The organism is Bacteroides sp. ET489, assembly GCF_030518095.1.
Classification (GTDB): domain Bacteria; phylum Bacteroidota; class Bacteroidia; order Bacteroidales; family Bacteroidaceae; genus Bacteroides; species Bacteroides ndongoniae.
The window spans coordinates 26,839-47,712 of sequence record NZ_JAULLJ010000007.1; the positions used below are offsets into that span (position 1 = coordinate 26,839).

The 20,874-nt window shown below is 38.4% G+C and carries 20 protein-coding genes and 1 pseudogene; 2 read left to right on the forward strand and 19 right to left on the reverse strand.

Annotation, left to right across the window (positions count from 1 at the left end):
* Positions 1 to 58: 58 nt before the first annotated feature.
* Both gyrA and Q3C19_RS05575 read left to right on the forward strand, forming a co-directional pair.
* Positions 59 to 2,512, forward strand: a pseudogene (gene gyrA, locus Q3C19_RS05570) (DNA gyrase subunit A); the annotation flags it as partial.
* A 118-nt stretch (positions 2,513 to 2,630) separates the two neighbouring features.
* Positions 2,631 to 3,965: a tetratricopeptide repeat protein gene (locus Q3C19_RS05575; protein ID WP_277120919.1), complete on the forward strand. Its 1,335-nt coding sequence runs from the start codon at positions 2,631 to 2,633 to the stop codon at positions 3,963 to 3,965.
* Positions 3,966 to 4,193: 228 nt separating this feature from the next.
* On the opposite strand, the gene Q3C19_RS05580 is transcribed toward Q3C19_RS05575, so the two are convergent.
* The 19 genes from Q3C19_RS05580 to tsaD form a co-directional block, all read right to left on the reverse strand.
* Positions 4,194 to 5,321, reverse strand: a complete 1,128-nt coding sequence (locus Q3C19_RS05580) for a universal stress protein (protein ID WP_302727770.1) — start codon at positions 5,319 to 5,321, stop codon at positions 4,194 to 4,196.
* A 140-nt stretch (positions 5,322 to 5,461) separates the two neighbouring features.
* Positions 5,462 to 5,746 (reverse strand): hypothetical protein, encoded by a 285-nt coding sequence (locus Q3C19_RS05585; RefSeq protein WP_022162704.1) that lies wholly within the window; start codon positions 5,744 to 5,746, stop codon positions 5,462 to 5,464.
* Between the two features lie 157 nt (positions 5,747 to 5,903).
* Complete coding sequence (locus Q3C19_RS05590; RefSeq protein ID WP_302727772.1) at positions 5,904 to 6,740, reverse strand: tetratricopeptide repeat protein; 837 nt, start codon at positions 6,738 to 6,740, stop codon at positions 5,904 to 5,906.
* 17 nt (positions 6,741 to 6,757) lie between these two features.
* A complete protein-coding gene (locus tag Q3C19_RS05595) occupies positions 6,758 to 8,581 on the reverse strand; it encodes a BatD family protein (protein ID WP_071149621.1) in 1,824 nt (607 codons plus the stop codon).
* Positions 8,582 to 8,598: 17 nt separating this feature from the next.
* Positions 8,599 to 9,321 carry a tetratricopeptide repeat protein gene (locus Q3C19_RS05600; RefSeq protein WP_071149620.1) on the reverse strand — a complete coding sequence of 241 codons (723 nt, stop codon included), beginning with the start codon at positions 9,319 to 9,321 and terminating at the stop codon, positions 8,599 to 8,601.
* Positions 9,318 to 10,346: a VWA domain-containing protein gene (locus tag Q3C19_RS05605; RefSeq protein WP_302727776.1), complete on the reverse strand. Its 1,029-nt coding sequence runs from the start codon at positions 10,344 to 10,346 to the stop codon at positions 9,318 to 9,320. Before Q3C19_RS05605 ends, Q3C19_RS05600 begins: the two co-directional genes overlap by 4 nt.
* A 54-nt stretch (positions 10,347 to 10,400) precedes the next feature.
* Complete coding sequence (locus tag Q3C19_RS05610; RefSeq protein ID WP_302727778.1) at positions 10,401 to 11,384, reverse strand: VWA domain-containing protein; 984 nt, start codon at positions 11,382 to 11,384, stop codon at positions 10,401 to 10,403.
* Between the two features lie 49 nt (positions 11,385 to 11,433).
* Positions 11,434 to 12,498 carry a hypothetical protein gene (locus Q3C19_RS05615; RefSeq protein WP_277120924.1) on the reverse strand — a complete coding sequence of 355 codons (1,065 nt, stop codon included), beginning with the start codon at positions 12,496 to 12,498 and terminating at the stop codon, positions 11,434 to 11,436.
* A 7-nt stretch (positions 12,499 to 12,505) separates the two neighbouring features.
* On the reverse strand, positions 12,506 to 13,375 hold the full coding sequence (locus Q3C19_RS05620; protein WP_022162711.1) for a DUF58 domain-containing protein: 870 nt from the start codon (positions 13,373 to 13,375) through the stop codon (positions 12,506 to 12,508).
* 54 nt (positions 13,376 to 13,429) lie between these two features.
* Positions 13,430 to 14,425 carry a MoxR family ATPase gene (locus Q3C19_RS05625; RefSeq protein ID WP_022162712.1) on the reverse strand — a complete coding sequence of 332 codons (996 nt, stop codon included), beginning with the start codon at positions 14,423 to 14,425 and terminating at the stop codon, positions 13,430 to 13,432.
* A gap of 196 nt (positions 14,426 to 14,621) precedes the next feature.
* Positions 14,622 to 15,821 (reverse strand): HU family DNA-binding protein, encoded by a 1,200-nt coding sequence (locus Q3C19_RS05630; protein WP_302727783.1) that lies wholly within the window; start codon positions 15,819 to 15,821, stop codon positions 14,622 to 14,624.
* A gap of 22 nt (positions 15,822 to 15,843) precedes the next feature.
* Positions 15,844 to 16,116 (reverse strand): HU family DNA-binding protein, encoded by a 273-nt coding sequence (locus Q3C19_RS05635; protein WP_022162714.1) that lies wholly within the window; start codon positions 16,114 to 16,116, stop codon positions 15,844 to 15,846.
* Between the two features lie 49 nt (positions 16,117 to 16,165).
* Positions 16,166 to 17,464, reverse strand: coding sequence for a 30S ribosomal protein S12 methylthiotransferase RimO (rimO, locus tag Q3C19_RS05640; RefSeq protein WP_302727785.1), 1,299 nt, complete (start codon positions 17,462 to 17,464; stop codon positions 16,166 to 16,168).
* Positions 17,461 to 18,420, reverse strand: coding sequence for a signal recognition particle-docking protein FtsY (gene ftsY, locus Q3C19_RS05645; protein WP_022162716.1), 960 nt, complete (start codon positions 18,418 to 18,420; stop codon positions 17,461 to 17,463). Before ftsY ends, rimO begins: the two co-directional genes overlap by 4 nt.
* A gap of 166 nt (positions 18,421 to 18,586) precedes the next feature.
* Complete coding sequence (locus Q3C19_RS05650; protein WP_005777897.1) at positions 18,587 to 18,745, reverse strand: DUF4295 domain-containing protein; 159 nt, start codon at positions 18,743 to 18,745, stop codon at positions 18,587 to 18,589.
* 13 nt (positions 18,746 to 18,758) lie between these two features.
* The gene (rpmG, locus tag Q3C19_RS05655) at positions 18,759 to 18,947 is read right to left on the reverse strand and encodes a 50S ribosomal protein L33 (RefSeq protein WP_022162717.1); all 189 of its coding nucleotides are present in this window, start codon (positions 18,945 to 18,947) and stop codon (positions 18,759 to 18,761) included.
* 22 nt (positions 18,948 to 18,969) lie between these two features.
* On the reverse strand, positions 18,970 to 19,230 hold the full coding sequence (gene rpmB / locus Q3C19_RS05660) for a 50S ribosomal protein L28 (RefSeq protein ID WP_022162718.1): 261 nt from the start codon (positions 19,228 to 19,230) through the stop codon (positions 18,970 to 18,972).
* A 120-nt stretch (positions 19,231 to 19,350) separates the two neighbouring features.
* On the reverse strand, positions 19,351 to 19,818 hold the full coding sequence (locus Q3C19_RS05665) for a CinA family protein (RefSeq protein WP_022162719.1): 468 nt from the start codon (positions 19,816 to 19,818) through the stop codon (positions 19,351 to 19,353).
* Between the two features lie 30 nt (positions 19,819 to 19,848).
* Positions 19,849 to 20,871 carry a tRNA (adenosine(37)-N6)-threonylcarbamoyltransferase complex transferase subunit TsaD gene (gene tsaD, locus Q3C19_RS05670; RefSeq protein ID WP_022162720.1) on the reverse strand — a complete coding sequence of 341 codons (1,023 nt, stop codon included), beginning with the start codon at positions 20,869 to 20,871 and terminating at the stop codon, positions 19,849 to 19,851.
* Between the last annotated feature and the right edge of the window lie 3 nt (positions 20,872 to 20,874).

Here is a 20,874-nt window from a genome sequence, read left to right on the forward strand (position 1 = left end):
CAGTACTTTAGCGTGGTTTTTCACAAACCACGCAATGTATAATTAATAATCTTTTTAAATGCTTGAACAAGACAGAATTATAAAGATTAACATCGAGGAGGAAATGAAGTCATCGTACATTGACTACTCCATGTCGGTCATTGTTTCGCGTGCCCTTCCGGATGTTAGAGACGGTTTTAAGCCCGTTCACCGAAGAATTCTTTTCGGTATGATGGGCTTAGGAAATACATCAGACAAACCTTATAAGAAATCAGCCAGAGTCGTGGGTGAAGTATTAGGTAAGTACCACCCGCACGGTGACTCGTCCGTTTACGGAGCACTCGTCCGTATGGCACAGCCGTGGGCCATGCGCTACATGCTGGTGGACGGACAAGGAAACTACGGTTCGGTAGACGGCGATAGCGCAGCAGCTATGCGTTACACCGAATGCCGCCTTCAGAAGATCGGCGAAGACATGATGCAGGACATCGACAAGGAAACTGTCGACATGCAGAACAACTTCGACGACTCCTTGCAGGAACCTACCGTCATGCCTACACGCATTCCTAACTTGCTGGTGAATGGTGCGTCGGGTATCGCCGTAGGTATGGCAACCAATATGCCTACCCACAACCTGTCGGAAGTAATCGATGCTTGCGTGGCTTACATTGACAACAACGACATCGAAATCGAAGAGCTGATGAACTATGTCAAAGCCCCCGATTTCCCTACTGGCGGATACATCTACGGCATGAGCGGCGTACGCGAAGCCTACTTAACCGGACGCGGACGCGTAGTTATGCGTGCCAAAGCTGAGATAGAAACCGGCTCGACTCACGATAAAATCGTTGTAACCGAAATTCCTTACGGAGTAAACAAAGCCGAACTCATCAAATCGATTGCCGACCTGGCCAACGAAAAGAAAATAGACGGCATCTCCAACGCCAACGACGAATCCGACCGCGAAGGCATGCGCATCGTCATCGATGTGAAACGCGACGCCAATGCCAGCGTAGTACTGAACAAGTTGTACAAGATGACTCAGCTGCAGACCTCGTTCGGAGTAAACAACGTAGCACTTGTTCACGGACGCCCGCGCCTGCTCAACCTGAAAGACCTTATCAAGTACTTCATCGAGCATCGCCACGAGGTAGTTATACGCCGTACACAATACGACCTGCGCAAAGCCAAAGAACGCGCACACATCCTGGAAGGTCTGATCATTGCTTCGGATAACATCGACGAAGTTATCCGCATTATCCGTGCTGCCAAAACACCGGCTGATGCCATCACAGGATTGATGGATCGCTTCCAACTGACTGAAATTCAGAGCCGAGCCATCGTCGAAATGCGTCTGCGCCAGCTGACCGGACTTATGCAAGACCAACTCCACACTGAATACGAAGAAATCAAGAAACAGATAGCCTATCTGGAAGAAATCCTCGTAAACGACGAGCTATGCCGCAAAGTTATCAAAGATGAATTGCTCGAAGTTAAAGAGAAATACGGTGACGAACGACGTTCAGAAATCGTTTACTCATCCGAAGAATTCAATCCTGAAGACTTCTATGCCGACGATTCGATGATTATCACCATCTCGCACTTGGGCTACATCAAACGTACACCATTGAGCGAATTCCGTGCACAAAACCGCGGTGGGGTAGGTTCCAAGGGAACAGAAACCCGCGACGAAGACTTTGTAGAGCACATCTATCCGGCTACGATGCACAACACCATGATGTTCTTTACCCAAAAAGGTAAGTGCTATTGGCTGAAAGTGTACGAAATCCCCGAAGGAACGAAGAATTCCAAGGGTCGCGCCATCCAGAACTTGCTGAACATCGATGCCGACGATGCGGTAAATGCATACCTGCGTGTCAAGAACCTGAACGATCAGGAGTTTATAAACAGTCATTACGTGCTGTTCTGCACCAAGAAAGGTGTCATCAAGAAGACGTTGCTCGAACAATATTCGCGTCCGCGTCAGAACGGTGTCAATGCCATCACCATTCGCGAAGACGACCGCGTCATCGAAGTACGTATGACCAATGGCAACAACGAAATTATCATAGCCAACCGTAACGGACGTGCCATCCGCTTCCACGAAAGTGCAGTCAGAGTCATGGGACGTACAGCTACTGGCGTACGAGGCATCACGCTTGATGAAGACGGCCAGGACGAAGTTATCGGTATGATTTGCATCAAGAACCCGGAAGAAGAAACCATTATGGTAGTATCCGAACAAGGTTACGGCAAGCGCTCCGATATCGAAGACTACCGCAAGACCAACCGTGGAGGAAAAGGTGTAAAAACACTGAACATCACCGAAAAGACTGGTAAGCTGGTAGCTATCAAGTCGGTAACTGATGAAAACGACCTGATGATTATCAACAAATCCGGTATCACTATTCGTCTGAAAGTCGCCGATGTACGTATCATGGGACGTGCCACACAAGGAGTCCGTCTGATTAACCTCGAAAAACGCAACGACGAGATAGGTTCGGTATGTAAGGTTACTTCCGAAAGTGAAGAAACCAACGTAGCAGAAACGCTGGAAGGTGAAAATATAGAGGAAAACAGAATAGCTAATAATGGAGATCTTTTTGAAAACGGTCTTCAGGAGGAGCAAAACGATAACGAACCAACAACCGATGAAAATGAAGAATAGACATAATATTAATTTTAATTTTTCTACAATCATGAAAAAAGTTTTATTTTCAGTGGTTTTATTGCTTGCCGCTGGCTCAGCTTTCGCACAGGAAAAAGCCGTGAAAGAAGCCAAAAGCATCGCTAATGGAACAAACCCCGATTTTGCTAAAGCTGAACAGCTGATTCAGGGAGCTTTGACCAATCCGGAAACCAAAGACGATCCCGAAACATGGAACGTTGCTGGATTCATCCAACGCCGGAGAAGTGAAAAAGAAATGGAGAATGCCTATTTGAGAAAGCCATACGACACACTCCAAATCTACAATAGCGCATTGAATATGTGCAGATACTTCTTCAAATGCGACGAACTTGCTCAGATTCCTAACGAAAAAGGAAAGATCAAGAACAAGTATAGAAAATCGAATGCCGCTACTATGTTGACTGAAAGAAACAACCTGATCAATGGTGGTATTCAATACTTCAACATGGCAACAGGAAAAGAAGGAGCTGAAGCAAAGGAATACAATCAAAAAGCATTAGATTTCTTTGCCACCTATATTGATCTTGCAGCCAGCCCGATGTTTGAAAAAGAAAACCTTCTTCAGACAGATACCGTTCTGCCTCAAATCGCATATTATGCAAGTTTGGCTGCAACAAAGAACGAAGATTATCCGAGCGTATTAAAATATGCACCGTATGCTCAGGATGACAAAGAAGTAGGTAAATATGCTATGGAGTTCATTTCTACAGCTTTGAAAGCTCAAGGAGATACTGTAAAATGGGTAGCATCACTGAAAGAAGGTATACAAAAATATCCTGATCATCCGTTCTTTTTCGGCCATTTGATTGATTATTACAGCAGTCATAACAAGTACGATGAAGCAATGCAATTTGCAGATGAAATGTTGGCTAAAGATCCTAATAATACATTCTATCTGTATGTGAAAGGGTATTTGTATCATAATATGTACAATGTCCTCAAAGAGCAGAAAAAAGATCAAGAAGCTAGCGATGCCCTGAATAAAGGAATCGAATACTACCAAAAAACAGTAGAAGTAGATCCTAATTATGCAGAAGCATATTCTAATTTAGGTCTGATTTACTGTCTGCAAGCTCAAGACTTCTCAGAAAAGACAACTACAGATGTTAACGATCCGAAATACAAAGAAGATCAGGAAACACTGAAAACATTCTATGAAAAAGCAAGACCTTGCTACGAAAAAGCAAGAGCTTTGAAACCTGACCAAAAAGACTTATGGTTGAACGGTTTGTATCGCGTATACTATAACTTGGATATGGGACCGGAATTCAAAGAAATCGAAGATATGATGCCGTAATCATAGAATTGAAATAACAATCATACAATATAGCCCAGGAAATATTTTCTTGGGCTATATTTTTAATAATACTCTAGATTCTTGTATTTACATACTTAAAATTGGCACATTATACACGGAATATTAAACTTTAATATCAGTATTATGTTTAATATAGAATTGAAAGCAATCCCCTTTCTATCATTTCACACGCCTTATTGCCTAGAAAAAAGCTTGCAACAAATGTTATTAGGATCTATTAGTAAGAACCAACATTGGTGTATCTGAATGAAAAATCATTTTCCGTGCAATACTCGGATTAAAAAGCCTATAAAATATGTTACGTCTATACGACGTCAAAGCAATAATATCAATATTTTCCTTTTCGATATACTGCTCCAGATTATTTAATAAATCATCATCCTGTACAACATCATAATGAATGTCTAGTTGAGGATATTGCTTATGAAAATATTCTTTAATCCCTCCTAACTTAATTTCATCCCAAGTGTCCTTAATCCCAGAAAGATGAATTAACGAAACAGAAAACCGGAAGGATTTAAAACTAGCAATCAAAGAATCAAAAGCTATTAAGTCACGTTGATCAAAATTTGTAATAAATGCAATGTGCTTAACTTCAGAGAATTGTCGGAAAGGAGTATTTTCTGGAATAGCTAAAACCGGCACTCGGCTCCGTTCAATAACTTCAGCCGTTACACTACCTATTAAATCCAAATCCTTTTGATTCTTACCTCGTGTACCCATAATAACAATACGCGGACAGCAATCCTTCACATAACGTAAGATCTCTTCCTCTGGAATACCCTCACGAAGCACGCACATATACTTGACATTTGGAAATTGTCCAGAAGCAATCTTCTCTTTTACCTTATCCAATAAGCCATTAAGCTCTGCATGTACCTTTTGCAAGATTGTTTTTACATTTTCATCATCTGAAAGCTGATAATTGAATATATCGCCATACGGTAATGATGTTGAATAAATAGGTGTAAAATACACATGCAATAAAACAACCTCTGCACCTGTATTTTGAGCATAATTAAAGCCAAATTCACAGGCTTTCATCGAATACCCTGAGAAATCTACCGGTATTAAGACTTTATTGCTTGTAGATTTAGTCTGAGAAAACTTCCCTCCTACTACATCTTCTGATAGCCAAGCTGAACTTTCTATAATTTTCAAAGCATGAGGCAAATCGCTTTCTTTTATACGCACACGTACTCCAGAAGAAATAACAGGTTGTATCTGATTGACATTATGTATATAGGTTTCAATACCTTCATCTTCTAAAATAGTTTTTAGTATTTGGGCCTTTGCGTATGTCAAAATAGCTAATGTTACTAACTTATCCTCCATAATTCAAGTATTTTATTGAAAATAAAAGAACAAAAAGCACAAATTTCATAGATAACGATTTCACGGAAATACTATTCCGCAAAAATCCGTGAAATTTGTGCTTCTAAAAACTAGTGATCAACAAATCTCTACTCGCAAATTCAAGATTCCTCAGGTGTTGAATTACTATTATTAGCTATTTCATCTAGGATCTTTAAAGCTCGATCCAAAACCGTTGTATCATCAATCATCACTAAACCACCATCAGGACCCGGCTCTAAATGAATACCTACACTTTTTCCTTCTTTAAAATTATGTCCTCCAAAGAAATTACGCACCGTATCAACATTCAATCCTAATTCATCTGCAATACGATGCATACTGCCATTGGGCAATGAGTCTTTTATTTTACGAAGTTCATTAAATGTTATTGTTCTCATATTCATAAATTTAATGGTTAATACTCTGTTTTATTTAATATCGCGGTATAAACTTAAGGAAAAAATAAGAGAAAACAAACAAAATCCCTATCTTTTTGCAAAAAAATAGTTCGTGTAAGCTTTCTCCTACACGAACTATTCCTCAAGTTTATTTCTCAAAAAATTAAATAACTTCAATAGAAGAAGTAGGTACCCATCCTACTTTACCATCCTCCAAACGTATTTCCTTCCATTCACGCATAGAATTGTCTTTAAGTTCTACCTTACTACCTTCATGGAGGATAAATAAGCTTGTTCCACTTTCACTGGGAGTACTTCGTACCGTGACACTTGGCACAAGGACAATAGCCGCATTACGATTCACTAGTACAGCCTTTTGCTGAGATGCAAAAACATTACTTAATACCACTAATATTAAAAATACAATACCGCCAATAAATCCTCCCTTTTTCAGACTTGCCTGTTTTGAGAAAAAGAAAAGAGCAACAGCAACCAAAAAAAGTATAAAGAATAATATACCGCATTTGGCCCATGCATCCACACTTAAACAATTAATCAATGACTTAATCCAAGCAACAAAGAAAATATCAGGAATGGAAGTTATTTTATCAACAGTCTTAGCACGAGCCATTTCCAAATTCACACGTATATCTGTATTTCCTGGATCAAGTAACAAAGCACGCTCATAATTTAATATAGACTTTGCAATATCATTGGTCTTATAATAGCAATTACCTAAATTATAATATACCTCAGCTGCTTCTCCTTTTTCCAAAAGCGCTTCGTATATCTGAATGGCTGATTTATAATCATTCTTGATATAGGCACTATCACCTCCTGATTTGGTTATGTTTTTACCGCTCTTTTCTGTAGAAAATTCGGTATGCGATCCTATTGAAACAGAATCTTTCCCTGACTGTATTGAATCCAAGGAAATTTCTTCTGCCCATAAAGACATTGCAATTAATAAGTTAAAGGCAAAAAACAAGATCTTTTTCATTACTCTTTCCTCCTTGATTAATGTTTAATTGAATTTTCCATTTTGGTAATCACGTTCAAAGATGCAGTATAGACCTTATCCATTGCTTGATTATCACTTCCTGGAGCAAAACGTGCAAACTCACAATCATTCAATGCATCTAAAAAGTCTTTTATCAGAGTATCATCAACACCATACTTGCGAAGTTCTTCCTCTATATTATCTTTTGACAAACGCGATACAGGAATACTCAACTTATCACTTATATAACCCCAAAGTGCCTTTAAAACCTCATCATAGAAATCCTCTTTCTTATTCTCCTGCAATAACTTACCTGCCAGCTTCATTCGTTTTACAGCTACTTTATTTGCCTTCTTGGTACGCATTTTAGCTACATTGGCATTAGCAGCTATTTGCTTACGATACACAATAAAGAATACTATAAATGCTATTCCCGGTACCAAATAGAACAAATAATATCCCATTGAACCAAAGAAGAAATCTCCTTTTGGAGTTAATACAACATCGTTCTGCTTGATAAAACGAATATCTTCATTCAAAACTTTCAAGTCTTCCTTATTGGTAAAGTTAGCTATCGTCTGTGCCGCATTACCAGCTCCCTTCTCAACTTGTAACGTATATTCATCCGTAGTCAACACTTTATAAGACTGAGAATGAATATCAAAATAACTAAACTTTATAGATGGAATCTTAAAAGTACCCGCATTACGCGGAATAGCCAAATATTCAATAACCTGACTTCCAGACAGTCCGGCATTAGTCAAACGGAAATTATTTTCAACCTTCGGATCATAGACCTCAAAATCTTCAGGAAATTTCACTTCTGGAGTAGAAAGCAATTTCAGATTTCCCGTTCCAGAAATAACCACTTTTAAGGTAACGGCATCATTAGTCTTCAATTTGGTTTCATTGATAGAAGAAGAAATACTAAATTCACCTACCCCGCCAGAAAAACCTTCAGGTTTACCCGAAGGCAGAGGCTTTGCATTAATCGTTACTTGAGGTGTTATCAGCGTTTTCTTCACTTCTACATAGTTGCTACCCCCATTCAAAAATGCTTCAAACGGATCGTTCACCTGCACTGCTTTAGCTATTGATGCATCAAAACGAGCCGGTTCTATCGTCAATTTACCAGATTGTTGGGGGAAAAGTACAAACTGACGATAAACAGTTGTCTGATAATTCCGGCCTTTATAATGTTCCAAACTCCATCGGCGATCGTTGGGCAATTCTACTTCTTGGGAATGAAAGCCTTTAAAATCTGGCAGTTTTACATTATCAAAGCCACGTAAATCAACTAATGTATATATTTTATAAGTCAGCAAAAAGGCTTCCTGCTCATACACATTCACTTTACTGGCCGTAGCCGTTATAATTAAATCATCCTTTGAAACAGAAGAGCCGGAAGATGCCTGTCCAGATCTACCACCTCTACTTTGATTTCCAGAAGATGACTGCTGATCAGCTGGCAAAACCTTGACTTTTACAGAATTAGAAATCATTTGGTTGCCCCCTGCGGTAATAGAAGCACCTGGAATAGTGAATGTACCTTCCTTATTCGCCATTAATATATAAGTAAAAGTCAGATTTTCACTTCTTTTCCCGTTAATGCTCTGCATGCTATAAGAACGGCTCGGTCCCATAAGTACTTCGAAATCCTTAATAGAAGGCACCCGGAAATCTCTTACATCTTGTGTATTCACTGTATAAGATAGCCTAAATTGGTCTCCTACAGCCACTGCCTCCGGTGCTGATGCCGAAAAAGTAATTTTGTCATCGGCAATAGCAGTATGTACAAAAACAGCCATTAAAGCTATCCATATAAAAACAAATTTTCTCATATATCATCTCTTTTTTATTACCAATCTTTCTCTAAACGTCCTCCTTGGATGACTTGTTGCTGCTTCTTTACTTTGTCCTGAACATCTTTCTCGTCCTGCATCACAGACTTCAATAATTGTTCTGCATTTTCTTTAGACATCTGTTCATTTTGTTTCTGTGACTGTGGAGGTTGCTGTTGTTGATTATTCTGTTGATCCTGCTTATTCTCCTGATCTTTCTTTTCCTGTTCCTTTTTCTCTTGTTCCTTATTTTGATCTTGATTTTGGTCCTGATTCTGCTGATTTTGCTCTTGGTCTTTTAATAGTTTCTGTGCTAAAGCCAGATTATAACGAGTTTCATCATCTTTGGGATTATTGCGCAATGATTCTTTATAAGCTTCCACTGCTTTTGCATAATCTTTTTGTGTCTGAAAGATATCCCCTATATTATGAAATATATAGGCCAGTTTTGATTTATCCTTTTCTATTTTTGCAGCAGCACTATACTGTTCCATAGCCTCCTGCACCTTATTTTGTCTGACCAACGTATTTCCCAAATTATACATTGATATAGAAGATTTTGGATTTACTTCCAACGCTTTTCTATAATTTACTTCAGCATCAACAAATACACTGTCTTTAAAAGCCCGATTTCCTTTACGTATATAATCACGTTCAGCTTTTTGGGCTGAAGCAGAAAATATAGCTGCAAACATCATCAGAACTAGCCCTATGCATCTTTTCTGTAACATAATAATCATTTCTTATTTGAAAATAGATGAATATTTCGGAACAATAAATTTTTACGTTCCAAAATCAACATTTCAACCAATAATAATATCAATATAAACCACGCTACAGCCTGAAACTGCTCATTAAATTCCGTGTAAACTTGAGTCTCGACATCAGCCTTAGCCATTTTATTAATTTCCTGTCCAATAGCCTTTTGTGCATTGTTGGTATTATCAACACGTACATAAAGTCCATTTCCTGCTTTTGCGATTTCCTGGCACATTGCTTCATTGAGACGTGTCACAATCACATTACCTTCACGGTCTTTACGATAATCATTGGTACCCTCCATAGGTATTGGTGCTCCATCAGGCAATCCTACACCAAGCACATTTACCTGAATTCCTTTTTTGGCAGCTTCTGTCGCAGCTTCCACAGCACCTCCTTCATGGTTTTCACCATCTGTAATCACAATTACCGCACGCCCAACTCCTTCTTGCGGAGTAAAACTACGCGTAGCCAAGTTTATGGCAGCACCAATAGCTGTTCCTTGCTTCGATATCAATGACGGGTCGATAGATTCCAAAAACATTTTTGCAGAAATATAATCGCTGGTAATAGGCAGCTGTGTAAAAGCATCTCCCGCAAAAACAATCATACCAACTTTGTCATTTTCCATTTTATCAACCAACTGAGCAACCAATCGCTTTGCTTTAGCCAAACGACTAGGCTGCACATCTTGAGCCAACATCGAATTAGATATGTCCAACGCAATCATTACTTCTACTCCCTGCCGTTTTACCGTTTCAAGTTTTGAACCAAACTGCGGGCGTGCCAATAACAAAGAAAATAAAGCTACCACAAGCCATATTATTCCGAATTTCACATCTGGACGATACTTTGAGACATCTGGCATCAACATTGCCATCAGTTCTGGATCACCAAATTTACGTATAGCTCGTCTTCTCCTATAATTGGAATACCAATAAAGCAGTGCTAAAACAGGCAACAATAACAGTAAATATAAATATGCAGGCTCTTCAAATCGAAACATTTTTACTAAGATTTAAATTCTACAACATACAAAATACACATCCCAAAAACAAACCTATGGAATTTTCTTTAGAATGGTATTTCTTAACAGTACCTCCAATAATACACATAAGAAAGCTGCCAACGCAAACCAACGGTATTCTTCTTGTCGTTTACTATACTCTTTTACATTAAGTTTTGTCTTCTCCAACTTATCGATTTCTTCATATACTTCCTTCAACTTTGAATTACTCGTTGCGCGAAAATAGTTACCATCGGTTGTTCCAGCAATTTGCGTCAATGTCTTTTCATCAATTTCTACAGGCATATTCACATATTGCACTGTTCCTCCTACCGGATAAGGATAAGGTGCCATTCCATTAGTACCTACACCAATGGTATAAACCCTAATTCCAAAACTTTTTGCTATTTCAGCAGCAGTCAACGGAGAAATTTCTCCTCTATTATTTGTTCCATCCGTCAACAATATAACAACTTTTGATTTTGCCTTGCTGTCTTTCAAGCGAGTAACCGCATTGGCAATTCCCATTCCGACTGCCGTTCCATCCTCTATAAGCCCACATTTCACATCCTTGATCAAATTTAGCAACACTGCATGATCAACCGTCAACGGACATTGTGTAAAACTCTCACCTGCGAACAAAGTTATACCGATATTGTCATTAGGACGTCCGTTAATGAATTCAGCAGCTACATCTTTTGCTGCTTCCAGACGATTCGGCTTCAAGTCTTCAGCCAACATACTGGTAGACACATCAATAGCCAACATTATATCGATACCCTCTATTTCACTATTTTGCCAACTATTAGTTGTTTGTGGACGTGCTAAAACAAGAATAATCAATACCAAAGAAATGATCCGAAGCACAAATGGAACGTGCAACAAATAATTCTTATAACTCTTAGGTGTATGAGCATAGACATGAGCATCTGAAATCTGAAGCGTAGCCTCAGATTTCTTCCTCTTTATAATATACCATAACACATAAGGTATAATCAGTATCAATAAAAATAAATATTCAATATTGGCAAAAACCATGATACTTATAACTTTTACAAATTACAAAATTCAACCTCTACAATGATCTTCATGCAAAATATGAATACAATTCTGTACCTATATATATTAATGAAGCAATAACAGCAATCGACAATACTACAATTCCAGCGCCAAGCAATATTTTCATACGCAATGAACGTTTTTCAATAACCGTAATCTCTGTAGGTTGCGGCTTAGCATTATCATCCTCCTGAACCTTTGTTTCATTAATAAAATCTATAGCATTAATCAGATTTGCATCGTTTTCATTCATTAACGGATTATGCTTGGCAAATTTCACCAAATCAGCTGTTTCAAATAAAGAGCGCAAATCTGCAATTGCATCTTTATCATTAACTTCCAATAATTTAGCAATGATTTCCGAAGAAGTCATTTCCAATGCATTAAATCCAAAACGATCTTTTATATATCCACGAAGTGCATCTGTCAACTCTGTATAATACTCCTTCTGCATACCTTTCTGCCAAACCTTCTCGGCCTTGATTCGTTCAATCTCTTGCAAAGCCAACTGATGTGGAGGCAATTTAGGCTCTACCTTCACTTTTCGAATAATTGGTTTATTATCAAAAATTCGCATGATTAAGTATACAAGGAGAAAACCGAACGGAATCAGCAAAATACCACATGCCATAACTCCATACCAGTCTTTCCAAACAAAAGGTGCAGCCATTACAGGCTTCGGACCATAAAAACGTAATGTATCCAATGGAACGGAATATACTTTCAAAGCCAATGCTTTTGACAGGTACGGTTTATTGTCAACCAAAACCTGCATTGGAGGCAAATAATAAAGAGCGGAATCAAAAGAAGTAATGGTATATTCCTGCTTTATCAACAAACGTTTCCTGTCATTCAGGTATTGAGTATCCGGTTTAGCTATGTCTATAATTTCAACTCCTTTTACAATTGTATCTGTATAAACTGGAAAAATCGCACGTTTATCGGCATCCGTCGAAACCTCTAAAGTGATTTTAGTCTGCTCTCCTATAAGAATCTGCAAAGAATCTATTTTGGCATCTACCGTCACCGACTGAGCTGCCATTCTGCCAGTCAACAGTCCTAACAGCGTTATCAGAAATATAATTTTTCTCATTTCCCGATCAATTTCGTTTTGCGAATAAACTCATCAATGCCTTGACATAATCCTGATCAGTCCGCACTGACACGTTGTCCACATTGCTTTTAGTAAATGTTTCATTCAGTTCAGCCTGCCTATTTACCCACCAGTCATGATGAGCACGGCGAACCGCACGCGAAGAAGTATCAATCCATTGTTCATGTCCGGTTTCTGCATCCTTTATTTTCATCATTCCTATCGCCGGTAATTCTTCAACACGTTTATCATACACTTGTATAGCTACCACATCATGCTTCCGGTTAGCAATTGTCATTGCATTTCTAAAACTCTCCTGATCAATAAAATCAGATAGGATAAAAGCTGTGCAACGACGTTTCATCACATTTGTCAGATATTCCAACCCAAGCCTGATATTAGTTCTTCTACTTTCGGCATGAAAATCTATCAGTTCACGAATGATGTAAAGTATATGCTTACGTCCCTTTTTAGGAGGGATAAATTTTTCTATCTGATCCGAAAAGAAAATGACTCCAATTTTATCATTATTTTGTATGGCTGAGAAAGCCAAAGTTGCAGCTATTTCTGTTACCATATCTTTCTTCATTTGCTTTACCGTACCAAATTCCAAACTTCCGGAAACATCAACCAACAACATCACTGTAAGTTCACGCTCTTCTTCAAAAACCTTCACAAAAGGTTTATTGAAACGAGCAGTAACATTCCAATCGATGTCGCGAATATCGTCACCAAACTGATATTCACGGACTTCCGAAAAGGCCATACCTCTACCTTTAAAAGCCGAATGATACTGGCCTGCAAAGATATTATTGGACAATCCTCGGGTCTTGATTTCAATCTGACGAACTTTCTTTAATATATCTGTTGTTTCCATTGATCCAATCTAAACAATCATTTTCTTTCTAAAGCATAATACCTGTTACATTCATTAGGGTACTTCTACTTTATTCAAGATCTTGCTTACAATCTCATCCGATGTTAAATTACTTGCCTCTGCTTCATAAGTCAATCCTATACGGTGACGCAATACATCATGTGCTACAGCACGTACATCCTCAGGAATCACATATCCACGGCGCTTAATAAAGGCATAACTTCTTGCAGCCAATGCCAAATTAATAGAAGCACGCGGAGAGCCACCAAAACCAATCATTTCTTTCAATTCCTTCAAATCATATTTCTCAGGATAACGTGTAGCAAAGACAATGTCTACAATATATTTTTCGATTTTCTCATCCAGATATACCTGACGCACTACTTTACGTGCCTCGATTATTTCTTCCGCCTTCAGAATAGGTTTAACAGAAACTTTATCCCCACTAATATTCTGACGGATTATTAATTTTTCTTCCTCCAGTTTTGGATAATCAATAATCACTTTCAGCATAAAACGGTCTACCTGAGCTTCAGGCAATGGATAAGTACCTTCCTGTTCTATAGGATTCTGTGTTGCAAGCACCAAAAAAGGCTCTGGCAGTCTAAATGTATCCTTACCTATAGTAACTTGACGTTCCTGCATTGCTTCCAACAAAGCACTTTGTACTTTGGCTGGTGCACGGTTAATTTCATCAGCCAATACAAAATTAGCAAATACCGGACCTTTTTTAACTTGGAAAGCTTCATCTTTCTGGCTATATACCATGGTACCGATTACATCCGCCGGCAATAAGTCTGGCGTAAACTGAATACGGCTATATTGGGCATCAATCAAAGAAGCCAATGTCTTTATGGCCAAAGTTTTTGCAAGTCCAGGGACACCTTCCAACAATACATGTCCATCAGACAACAAACCTATTAACAATGACTCTATCAAATGTTTCTGACCAACAATCACTTGGTCCATACCCGTAGTAAGATTAGTAATGAAAGCACTTTGTCTTTCAATTCGCTCGTTCAACTCGCGAATATCAACTGTTCCAGTCATAAATTAAGCTATTTTTATATTTTCACATTCATTCATTATAATCCGGAATCAACCGGTATTTTTCTTTCCGCTTTCAAAAGTACGGGAATAAATCAACCATACCAATTAATTTTTATTAAAAAAGCATTGTGCAGTCTTCAGATTAAACTACTTTCATAGAGTTTAGTATTTAACACAAAAAAACAGCACTTTTTTACTATTTCCTGATCAAATCTGGTATTTTTATTGTTACTCCCGAAGGCACGTTGTCCGGATTCTTAATAAGTTCCCGATTATATTTCACTATATAAGGCCATAAAGCTTTTGTCCCGTAGAATCGCAGGGATATTTTTGTTAATGTTTCCCCCTCTTTCATCGTATAAGTGGCTTTTGTACCAACAATCTCATAATCTGTAGAATCTGGAATAAACAAGTCTTTAGAGGCTTTAACAGCCTTCTTTACATCTTTTTGAGGTGTAGATGAAGCCTTCGGCGCAACCTTCTTTTTTAGTGTTTCCGAATTAACTGTGTCCTGAGTTGTTGCTTTGATTGTATCAGCAATAGCTTTTCTGCAATCTTCATTATTTCCTAAGACAACCGAAGTCGTAGAATCTAACTGAGACCTATTTTTATCCGTATCCTCTACCCGAATTGTATCTCTATCCGATATTCTTACCTCATTTTCTTTATGTTGCATCAGGTCTGGCCAGTACATCGCCCCCACAACAGCTATACATATTAATACAACAATAATAGCCGTGCTCACCAAATACTTCATAAACGCCGTACCTCCTCCTTCTTGATGTTCAGAAGAGGTCTCGTTTTTCAGATTTTCAATATTTTCCTCTATGTCCTCTTCCTCCACAGGCATCTTCTCTTCTTCAGGCAATTCTGTTTGTTCTATACTTATTGAATGATTTTCTTCCTCCGATTCCACCAACGTTCTTTCTGGTTCAGAAATATTATTAGTTGAAACCACAGTTGCAGTCTCCTCCTCCTGACATTGCATAACAGAATCCTCTGTTACCGTTTTACTCTCATTGTCATCATCATCTGTACTACTGTCTGTCGCAGACATATCATCAAACACCACATTGTCATTCAATAAAACCGATTCAAAATGAGCAAAAGGTTTATTAATAGCCTCCTTTAGCAAGGTTTCAGGAGTAAATGATATTTTGGCATGCCCCAGAATCTCAAAACGTTCACCCGTATTAATATTGATGCTTTCCCGACTTTCTACATTTATCAATTTAAAGGTTCCCAATCCCCTTATTTTCACATATTTATCTTTCTCCAAAGATTCTTCAATCAAAGCAAAAAACTCCCTCACAAAACTTTCTGCATCCGATCTGTTCATACTATGTTTTTCAGCCAGCAGATCAATCAAATCCTGTATATTCAGTTTATCCGACATATTTTATGATAGAAGGGAATTATTATTTGAATTTATCCTTTAAAGAAGAACTTGGTTTGTAAGTCAATATCAGCTTGGGAGGTATCAACATACGTTGTTTAGTTACAGGATTCACAGAAATACGTTCTATTTTCTTTTTTACTTCAAATGTACCGAAGCCTTGTATAGAAATAACATTTCCCTCCTGCCACTGTTGTGACATTGACGATAACAGCGAAGATACCAATTCCGAAGTATCTTTTAATGTATATCCCAGTCTAGAAGACAATTCTGTTACAAACTCTTTATTATTCAAAGCTTCTACTTTTAAATATCACATAATAATATCCACACCCACTTATACCCTAAACAATTTCTCCAAAAAGGTCAAAATCATCTGAGCTTAAAATACGAACATTATAAAAACATCCGATTTCTAATTCTCTATCTTGCTTTTCAATCAAAACCTCCGGATCCACTTCAGGTGAATCAAATTCCGTTCTTCCTATATAATAATCACCTTCAATGCGATCGATTATAACCTTCATTATTTGCCCGACTTTGGCTGCACTCAACTCTGCAGATATTCCCTGCTGAATAGCCATCAGTTCGTCCAAACGTTTTTCCTTCACTTCCTGTGGAATGGAATCCTCGTAATTCGCAGCCGAATATGTCCCTTCTTCTTCCGAATAGGCAAAAGCCCCCATTCTGTCAAAACGAGCCTTACGGACAAAATCCTTCAGTTCTTCAAAATCCGCTTCCGTTTCTCCTGGGTGCCCGACCATAAGTGTCGTACGCAAGTGAATGCCAGGCACTTCTTTTCGAAATTCTTCTATTAACTTATAAGTATCTTCTTTTGTAACATGACGCCGCATCTTTTCCAACATATTATCGCTAATATGCTGCAAAGCAATATCCATATATTTACAGACATTATCATGTTCACGCATAACCCTAAACAGTTCCTTAGGGAAATGAGCCGGATATGCATAATGCAGACGGATCCATTCGACACCGTCAATCTCTGCAATACGCTCAATCAATTCAGGAAGCATTTGCTTTTTGTACAAATCAACCCCATAATACGTCAATTCCTGAGCAATTATCTGTAATTCCTTTACTCCTTTTGCTACAAGATATTTAACTTCGTCCAATATTTCTTCCATCGGACGTGATACATGACGTCCTGTTATTATAGGTATTGCACAATAGGAACATTTACGATCACATCCTTCGGAGATTTTCAGATATGCATAATGTTTCGGGGTTGTAAGGGTTCGCTCATTCCGCAACTCTTCATGGTACACCTTTCCTAAATCAGCAAGCAGATTTTTCCAGTCAAATTTACCATAGAACTTATCTACTTGTGGAATTTCCACAGAAAGTTCTTTCAGATAACGTTCCGAAAGACATCCCATAACATACAACCGTTCAAGGTCTCCCTGCTCTTTGGCTTGGGCAAATTCAAGAATCATATTGATAGACTCTTCTTTTGCATCGCCAATAAAGCCGCACGTATTAATAACAGCAATCTGCCCATTCGGATGTTCGGCATCATGAGTAACCTTATAACCAACAGCTTCTAACTGACGCATTAAATGTTCCGAATCCACCAGGTTTTTAGAACATCCTAACGTAATAATATCTATTGTTTTCCGTCTCATGCATTTCCTCCAAACAAAGAATCTACAAATTCCTTTTTACGGAAAACCTGCAAATCTTCCATTCCCTCTCCTAATCCAATATATTTTACGGGGATTTTAAACTGATCTGAAATACCAATAACAACACCACCCTTAGCTGTACCATCCAACTTTGTAACAGCCATAGCAGTTACCTCAGTAGCCAATGTAAATTGCTTGGCCTGTTCAAAAGCATTTTGTCCTGTAGATCCGTCCAAAACCAATAAGACTTCATTCGGAGCATCAGCAACAACTTTTTTCATAACATTCTTTATCTTGGTCAATTCATTCATCAAACCAACTTTGTTATGAAGACGTCCTGCCGTATCAATAATCACCACATCTGCATGATTGGCAACGGCAGAGCTTAGTGTATCAAAAGCAACTGAGGCCGGATCAGCACCCATTTTTTGTTTGACGACAGGCACTCCCACACGTTCTCCCCAGATCACCAGTTGTTCTACAGCAGCAGCTCTAAATGTATCAGCGGCCCCGAGATATACAGTTTTACCAGCTTTTTTAAACTGATAAGCCAATTTTCCAATTGTCGTAGTCTTACCCACTCCGTTTACTCCTACTACCATAATAACGTATGGCTTATTCGAAATAGGAGCTTCGAAGTCGTCCACATCATCCGAATTATTTTCTGTCAGCAAAGCTGCAATTTCATCGCGCAAAATATGGTTCAATTCTGTCGCATTCATATATTTATCGGTTGCAGCACGCTTCTCAATACGTTCTATAATCTTCAACGTAGTTTCCACTCCCACATCCGATGTTATCAGAACTTCTTCCAGATTATCTAAAACTTCATCATCAACCTTCGATTTTCCAGCCACAGCACGGGCTATTTTTCCAAACACACTTTCTTTGGTTTTAGACAAACCCTTATCCAAGGTTTCTTTCTTTTCCTTTGAGAAAAAACTAAAAAATCCCATAATTTAAATATTTGTACGACAACATTATGCTACAAAGATATAATAAAACTGACAAATAATAAACACTTCCACCCTTTTTTAAAAAAAGAAATCCTCTCATCGAAAAAATCAATGAGAGGATTTTTATTCTTTATCAGCGCTCCAACAAAACTAAGCACTCTTATACTTATTTCTTAAAGAAATCCTGTACTTTCTCGTTAGGAACCATTTGTTCATCAAAGATGTAAGCACCCGTCTTCGGAGACTTCACCATTTTAATAACTTTCGTATAAGCACGACCTTCTTTAGAACCTTCGTGCAAACTTGCTACTGTTTTCTTTGCCATGGATTATACTATTTTATTTAATTTCCTTATGAACTGTTACTCTTTTCAGAATGGGGTTATATTTTTTCAACTCCAATCTTTCAGTAGTATTCTTTCTATTTTTTGTTGTAATATAGCGAGAAGTACCCGGCATACCGCTATCCTTCTGCTCTGTGCATTCCAAAATTACTTGCACTCTGTTACCTTTTGTTTTCTTTGCCATAATCAGTATCTCCTCTTACTTTTTAGCCAATAACCTTGATGCTTTTCCAATCGCAATATCCCTTAGCAACAGCTTCGGTCAAAGCAGCATCCAATCCTTTTTTATTAATAATACGCAGCCCGTTAGCACAAATACTAAGGCTGATCCAACAATCTTGTTCTACATAATAGAACTTTTTGTTAAACAAGTTCACGTCAAAAGTTCTTTTAGTTCTTCTTTTTGAGTGTGAAACATTGTTGCCAATCATGGCTTTCTTTCCGGTAATTTGACAAATCTTCGACATTTCTATCTCTATTTTTATAGTTTTTATCTTGCTTATTTCAAACAGAGCGCAAAGTAAGCACTTTTATCGTTACAAAACAAGTATTTCTTAAAATAATTCACTGTCTAATAGTATTTTTCTTTATTCCAAACCGTTTCTAAGCATGATAAGGGCATTTTTAATGGCTTTTTCCACATTTCCCGCTCTTCCATCGTCGCCTTCCTGTTTCATGGTAACAATTTCATTTTTATATGCAACTGCTATCCACACCGTACCAACAGGCTTTTCTAAGGTTCCGCCTCCCGGACCGGCAATCCCCGAAGTAGCAATTGCACAGTCAGTTTTCAGCCTATTCATCGCACCTTTTGCCATTTCAATCACTGTTTCACGACTTACTGCACCATACGCAGACAATGTCTCAGGAGATACTCCAAGCAGATTCTTTTTTACCTCATTGTCATAAGCCACAATACCTCCTTTAAAATATCCAGAACTGCCTGGTACTGATGTGATCAGTGCCGCAACTCCTCCTCCCGTACAACTTTCTGCGGTGGAAAGGGAGAGATTATTCGCAATCAACAGCTTTCCTATTTCCTCCTCCAGTTTCATATCTTACTAATTATACAGTTCTTTTTCTTGTCATTTCAATGTTACACGCGAATATGCAGGCGCTTCCATCGGACAGAAATCCTTATCCTGGTATTTAAAATAGCCTGTAATGGCAATCATCGCTGCATTATCTGTCGTATAACTGAATTTTGGAATAAATATCTTCCATCCATATTTTGAAGCATGTTCACGAAAAGCATTCCGCAAACCATTATTAGCCGACACTCCACCGGCAACAGCAACTTCCTTTATATTATATTGTTTAGCAGCCTTACGCAACTTATCCATCAATATATCTACAATAGTAGCCTCCAATGAAGCGGCCAGGTCTGTCTTATGATGTTCTATAAAATCCGGATCATCCTTAATCCAGTCGCGCAAAGAATAGAGGAAAGACGTTTTCAGTCCGCTGAAACTGTAATCCAACCCTGGTATATGAGGTTTGCTGAAACTAAATGCTTTCGGATTTCCTTGGCGTGCCAGTTTATCAATAATAGGACCGCCCGGATAACCCAGACCCATCACTTTCGAACATTTATCAATAGCTTCACCGGCAGCATCGTCAATAGTCTGCCCCAATATTTCCATGTCATTATAGGCTTTTACTAAAATAATCTGCGAGTTTCCTCCAGATACCAACAAGCACAAGAAGGGATAATCAGGTTGCTCCGATTCTTCACCTTCAACTTTAATAAAATGAGCCAAAACATGTCCTGTCAAATGATTAACATCTATCATTGGAATTCCTAACGAAGCGGCAAATCCTTTTGCAAAAGATACCCCCACCAATAAAGAGCCCATCAAGCCCGGCCCTCTCGTAAAGGCGATAGCACTTAATTCTTCTTTTGTCACTCCAGCCCGCTTTAATGCCTCATGCACCACTGGAACAATATTTTGCTGATGTGCGCGCGAAGCCAATTCCGGAACTACTCCTCCATAAGCTTCATGGACAGCCTGACTGGCTATTACATTCGAAAGTAAATAACCATCTTTGATAACCGCAGCCGATGTATCGTCACACGAAGATTCTATTCCTAAAATTACTGTACTCATAGT

Excerpts from the sequence above, each read along its gene's own strand:
- Q3C19_RS05580 (WP_302727770.1), bottom strand. The coding sequence starts at position 5,321 with ATGGAGGATAAGTTAGTAACATTAGCTATTTTGACATACGCAAAGGCC.
- tsaD (WP_022162720.1), bottom strand. The coding sequence starts at position 20,871 with ATGAGTACAGTAATTTTAGGAATAGAATCTTCGTGTGACGATACATCG.
- Q3C19_RS05575 (WP_277120919.1), top strand. The coding sequence starts at position 2,631 with ATGAAAATGAAGAATAGACATAATATTAATTTTAATTTTTCTACAATC.
- Q3C19_RS05595 (WP_071149621.1), bottom strand. The coding sequence starts at position 8,581 with ATGAGAAAATTTGTTTTTATATGGATAGCTTTAATGGCTGTTTTTGTA.
- rpmB (WP_022162718.1), bottom strand. The coding sequence starts at position 19,230 with ATGTCGAAGATTTGTCAAATTACCGGAAAGAAAGCCATGATTGGCAAC.
- Q3C19_RS05650 (WP_005777897.1), bottom strand. The coding sequence starts at position 18,745 with ATGGCAAAGAAAACAGTAGCAAGTTTGCACGAAGGTTCTAAAGAAGGT.
- Q3C19_RS05605 (WP_302727776.1), bottom strand. The coding sequence starts at position 10,346 with ATGTTTCGATTTGAAGAGCCTGCATATTTATATTTACTGTTATTGTTG.
- Q3C19_RS05610 (WP_302727778.1), bottom strand. The coding sequence starts at position 11,384 with ATGGTTTTTGCCAATATTGAATATTTATTTTTATTGATACTGATTATA.
- Q3C19_RS05600 (WP_071149620.1), bottom strand. The coding sequence starts at position 9,321 with ATGATTATTATGTTACAGAAAAGATGCATAGGGCTAGTTCTGATGATG.
- rimO (WP_302727785.1), bottom strand. The coding sequence starts at position 17,464 with ATGAGACGGAAAACAATAGATATTATTACGTTAGGATGTTCTAAAAAC.
- Q3C19_RS05590 (WP_302727772.1), bottom strand. The coding sequence starts at position 6,740 with ATGAAAAAGATCTTGTTTTTTGCCTTTAACTTATTAATTGCAATGTCT.
- Q3C19_RS05585 (WP_022162704.1), bottom strand. The coding sequence starts at position 5,746 with ATGAATATGAGAACAATAACATTTAATGAACTTCGTAAAATAAAAGAC.
- Q3C19_RS05665 (WP_022162719.1), bottom strand. The coding sequence starts at position 19,818 with ATGAAACTGGAGGAGGAAATAGGAAAGCTGTTGATTGCGAATAATCTC.
- Q3C19_RS05615 (WP_277120924.1), bottom strand. The coding sequence starts at position 12,498 with ATGAGAAAAATTATATTTCTGATAACGCTGTTAGGACTGTTGACTGGC.
- Q3C19_RS05630 (WP_302727783.1), bottom strand. The coding sequence starts at position 15,821 with ATGTCGGATAAACTGAATATACAGGATTTGATTGATCTGCTGGCTGAA.
- rpmG (WP_022162717.1), bottom strand. The coding sequence starts at position 18,947 with ATGGCAAAGAAAACAAAAGGTAACAGAGTGCAAGTAATTTTGGAATGC.
- Q3C19_RS05625 (WP_022162712.1), bottom strand. The coding sequence starts at position 14,425 with ATGACTGGAACAGTTGATATTCGCGAGTTGAACGAGCGAATTGAAAGA.
- ftsY (WP_022162716.1), bottom strand. The coding sequence starts at position 18,420 with ATGGGATTTTTTAGTTTTTTCTCAAAGGAAAAGAAAGAAACCTTGGAT.
- Q3C19_RS05620 (WP_022162711.1), bottom strand. The coding sequence starts at position 13,375 with ATGGAAACAACAGATATATTAAAGAAAGTTCGTCAGATTGAAATCAAG.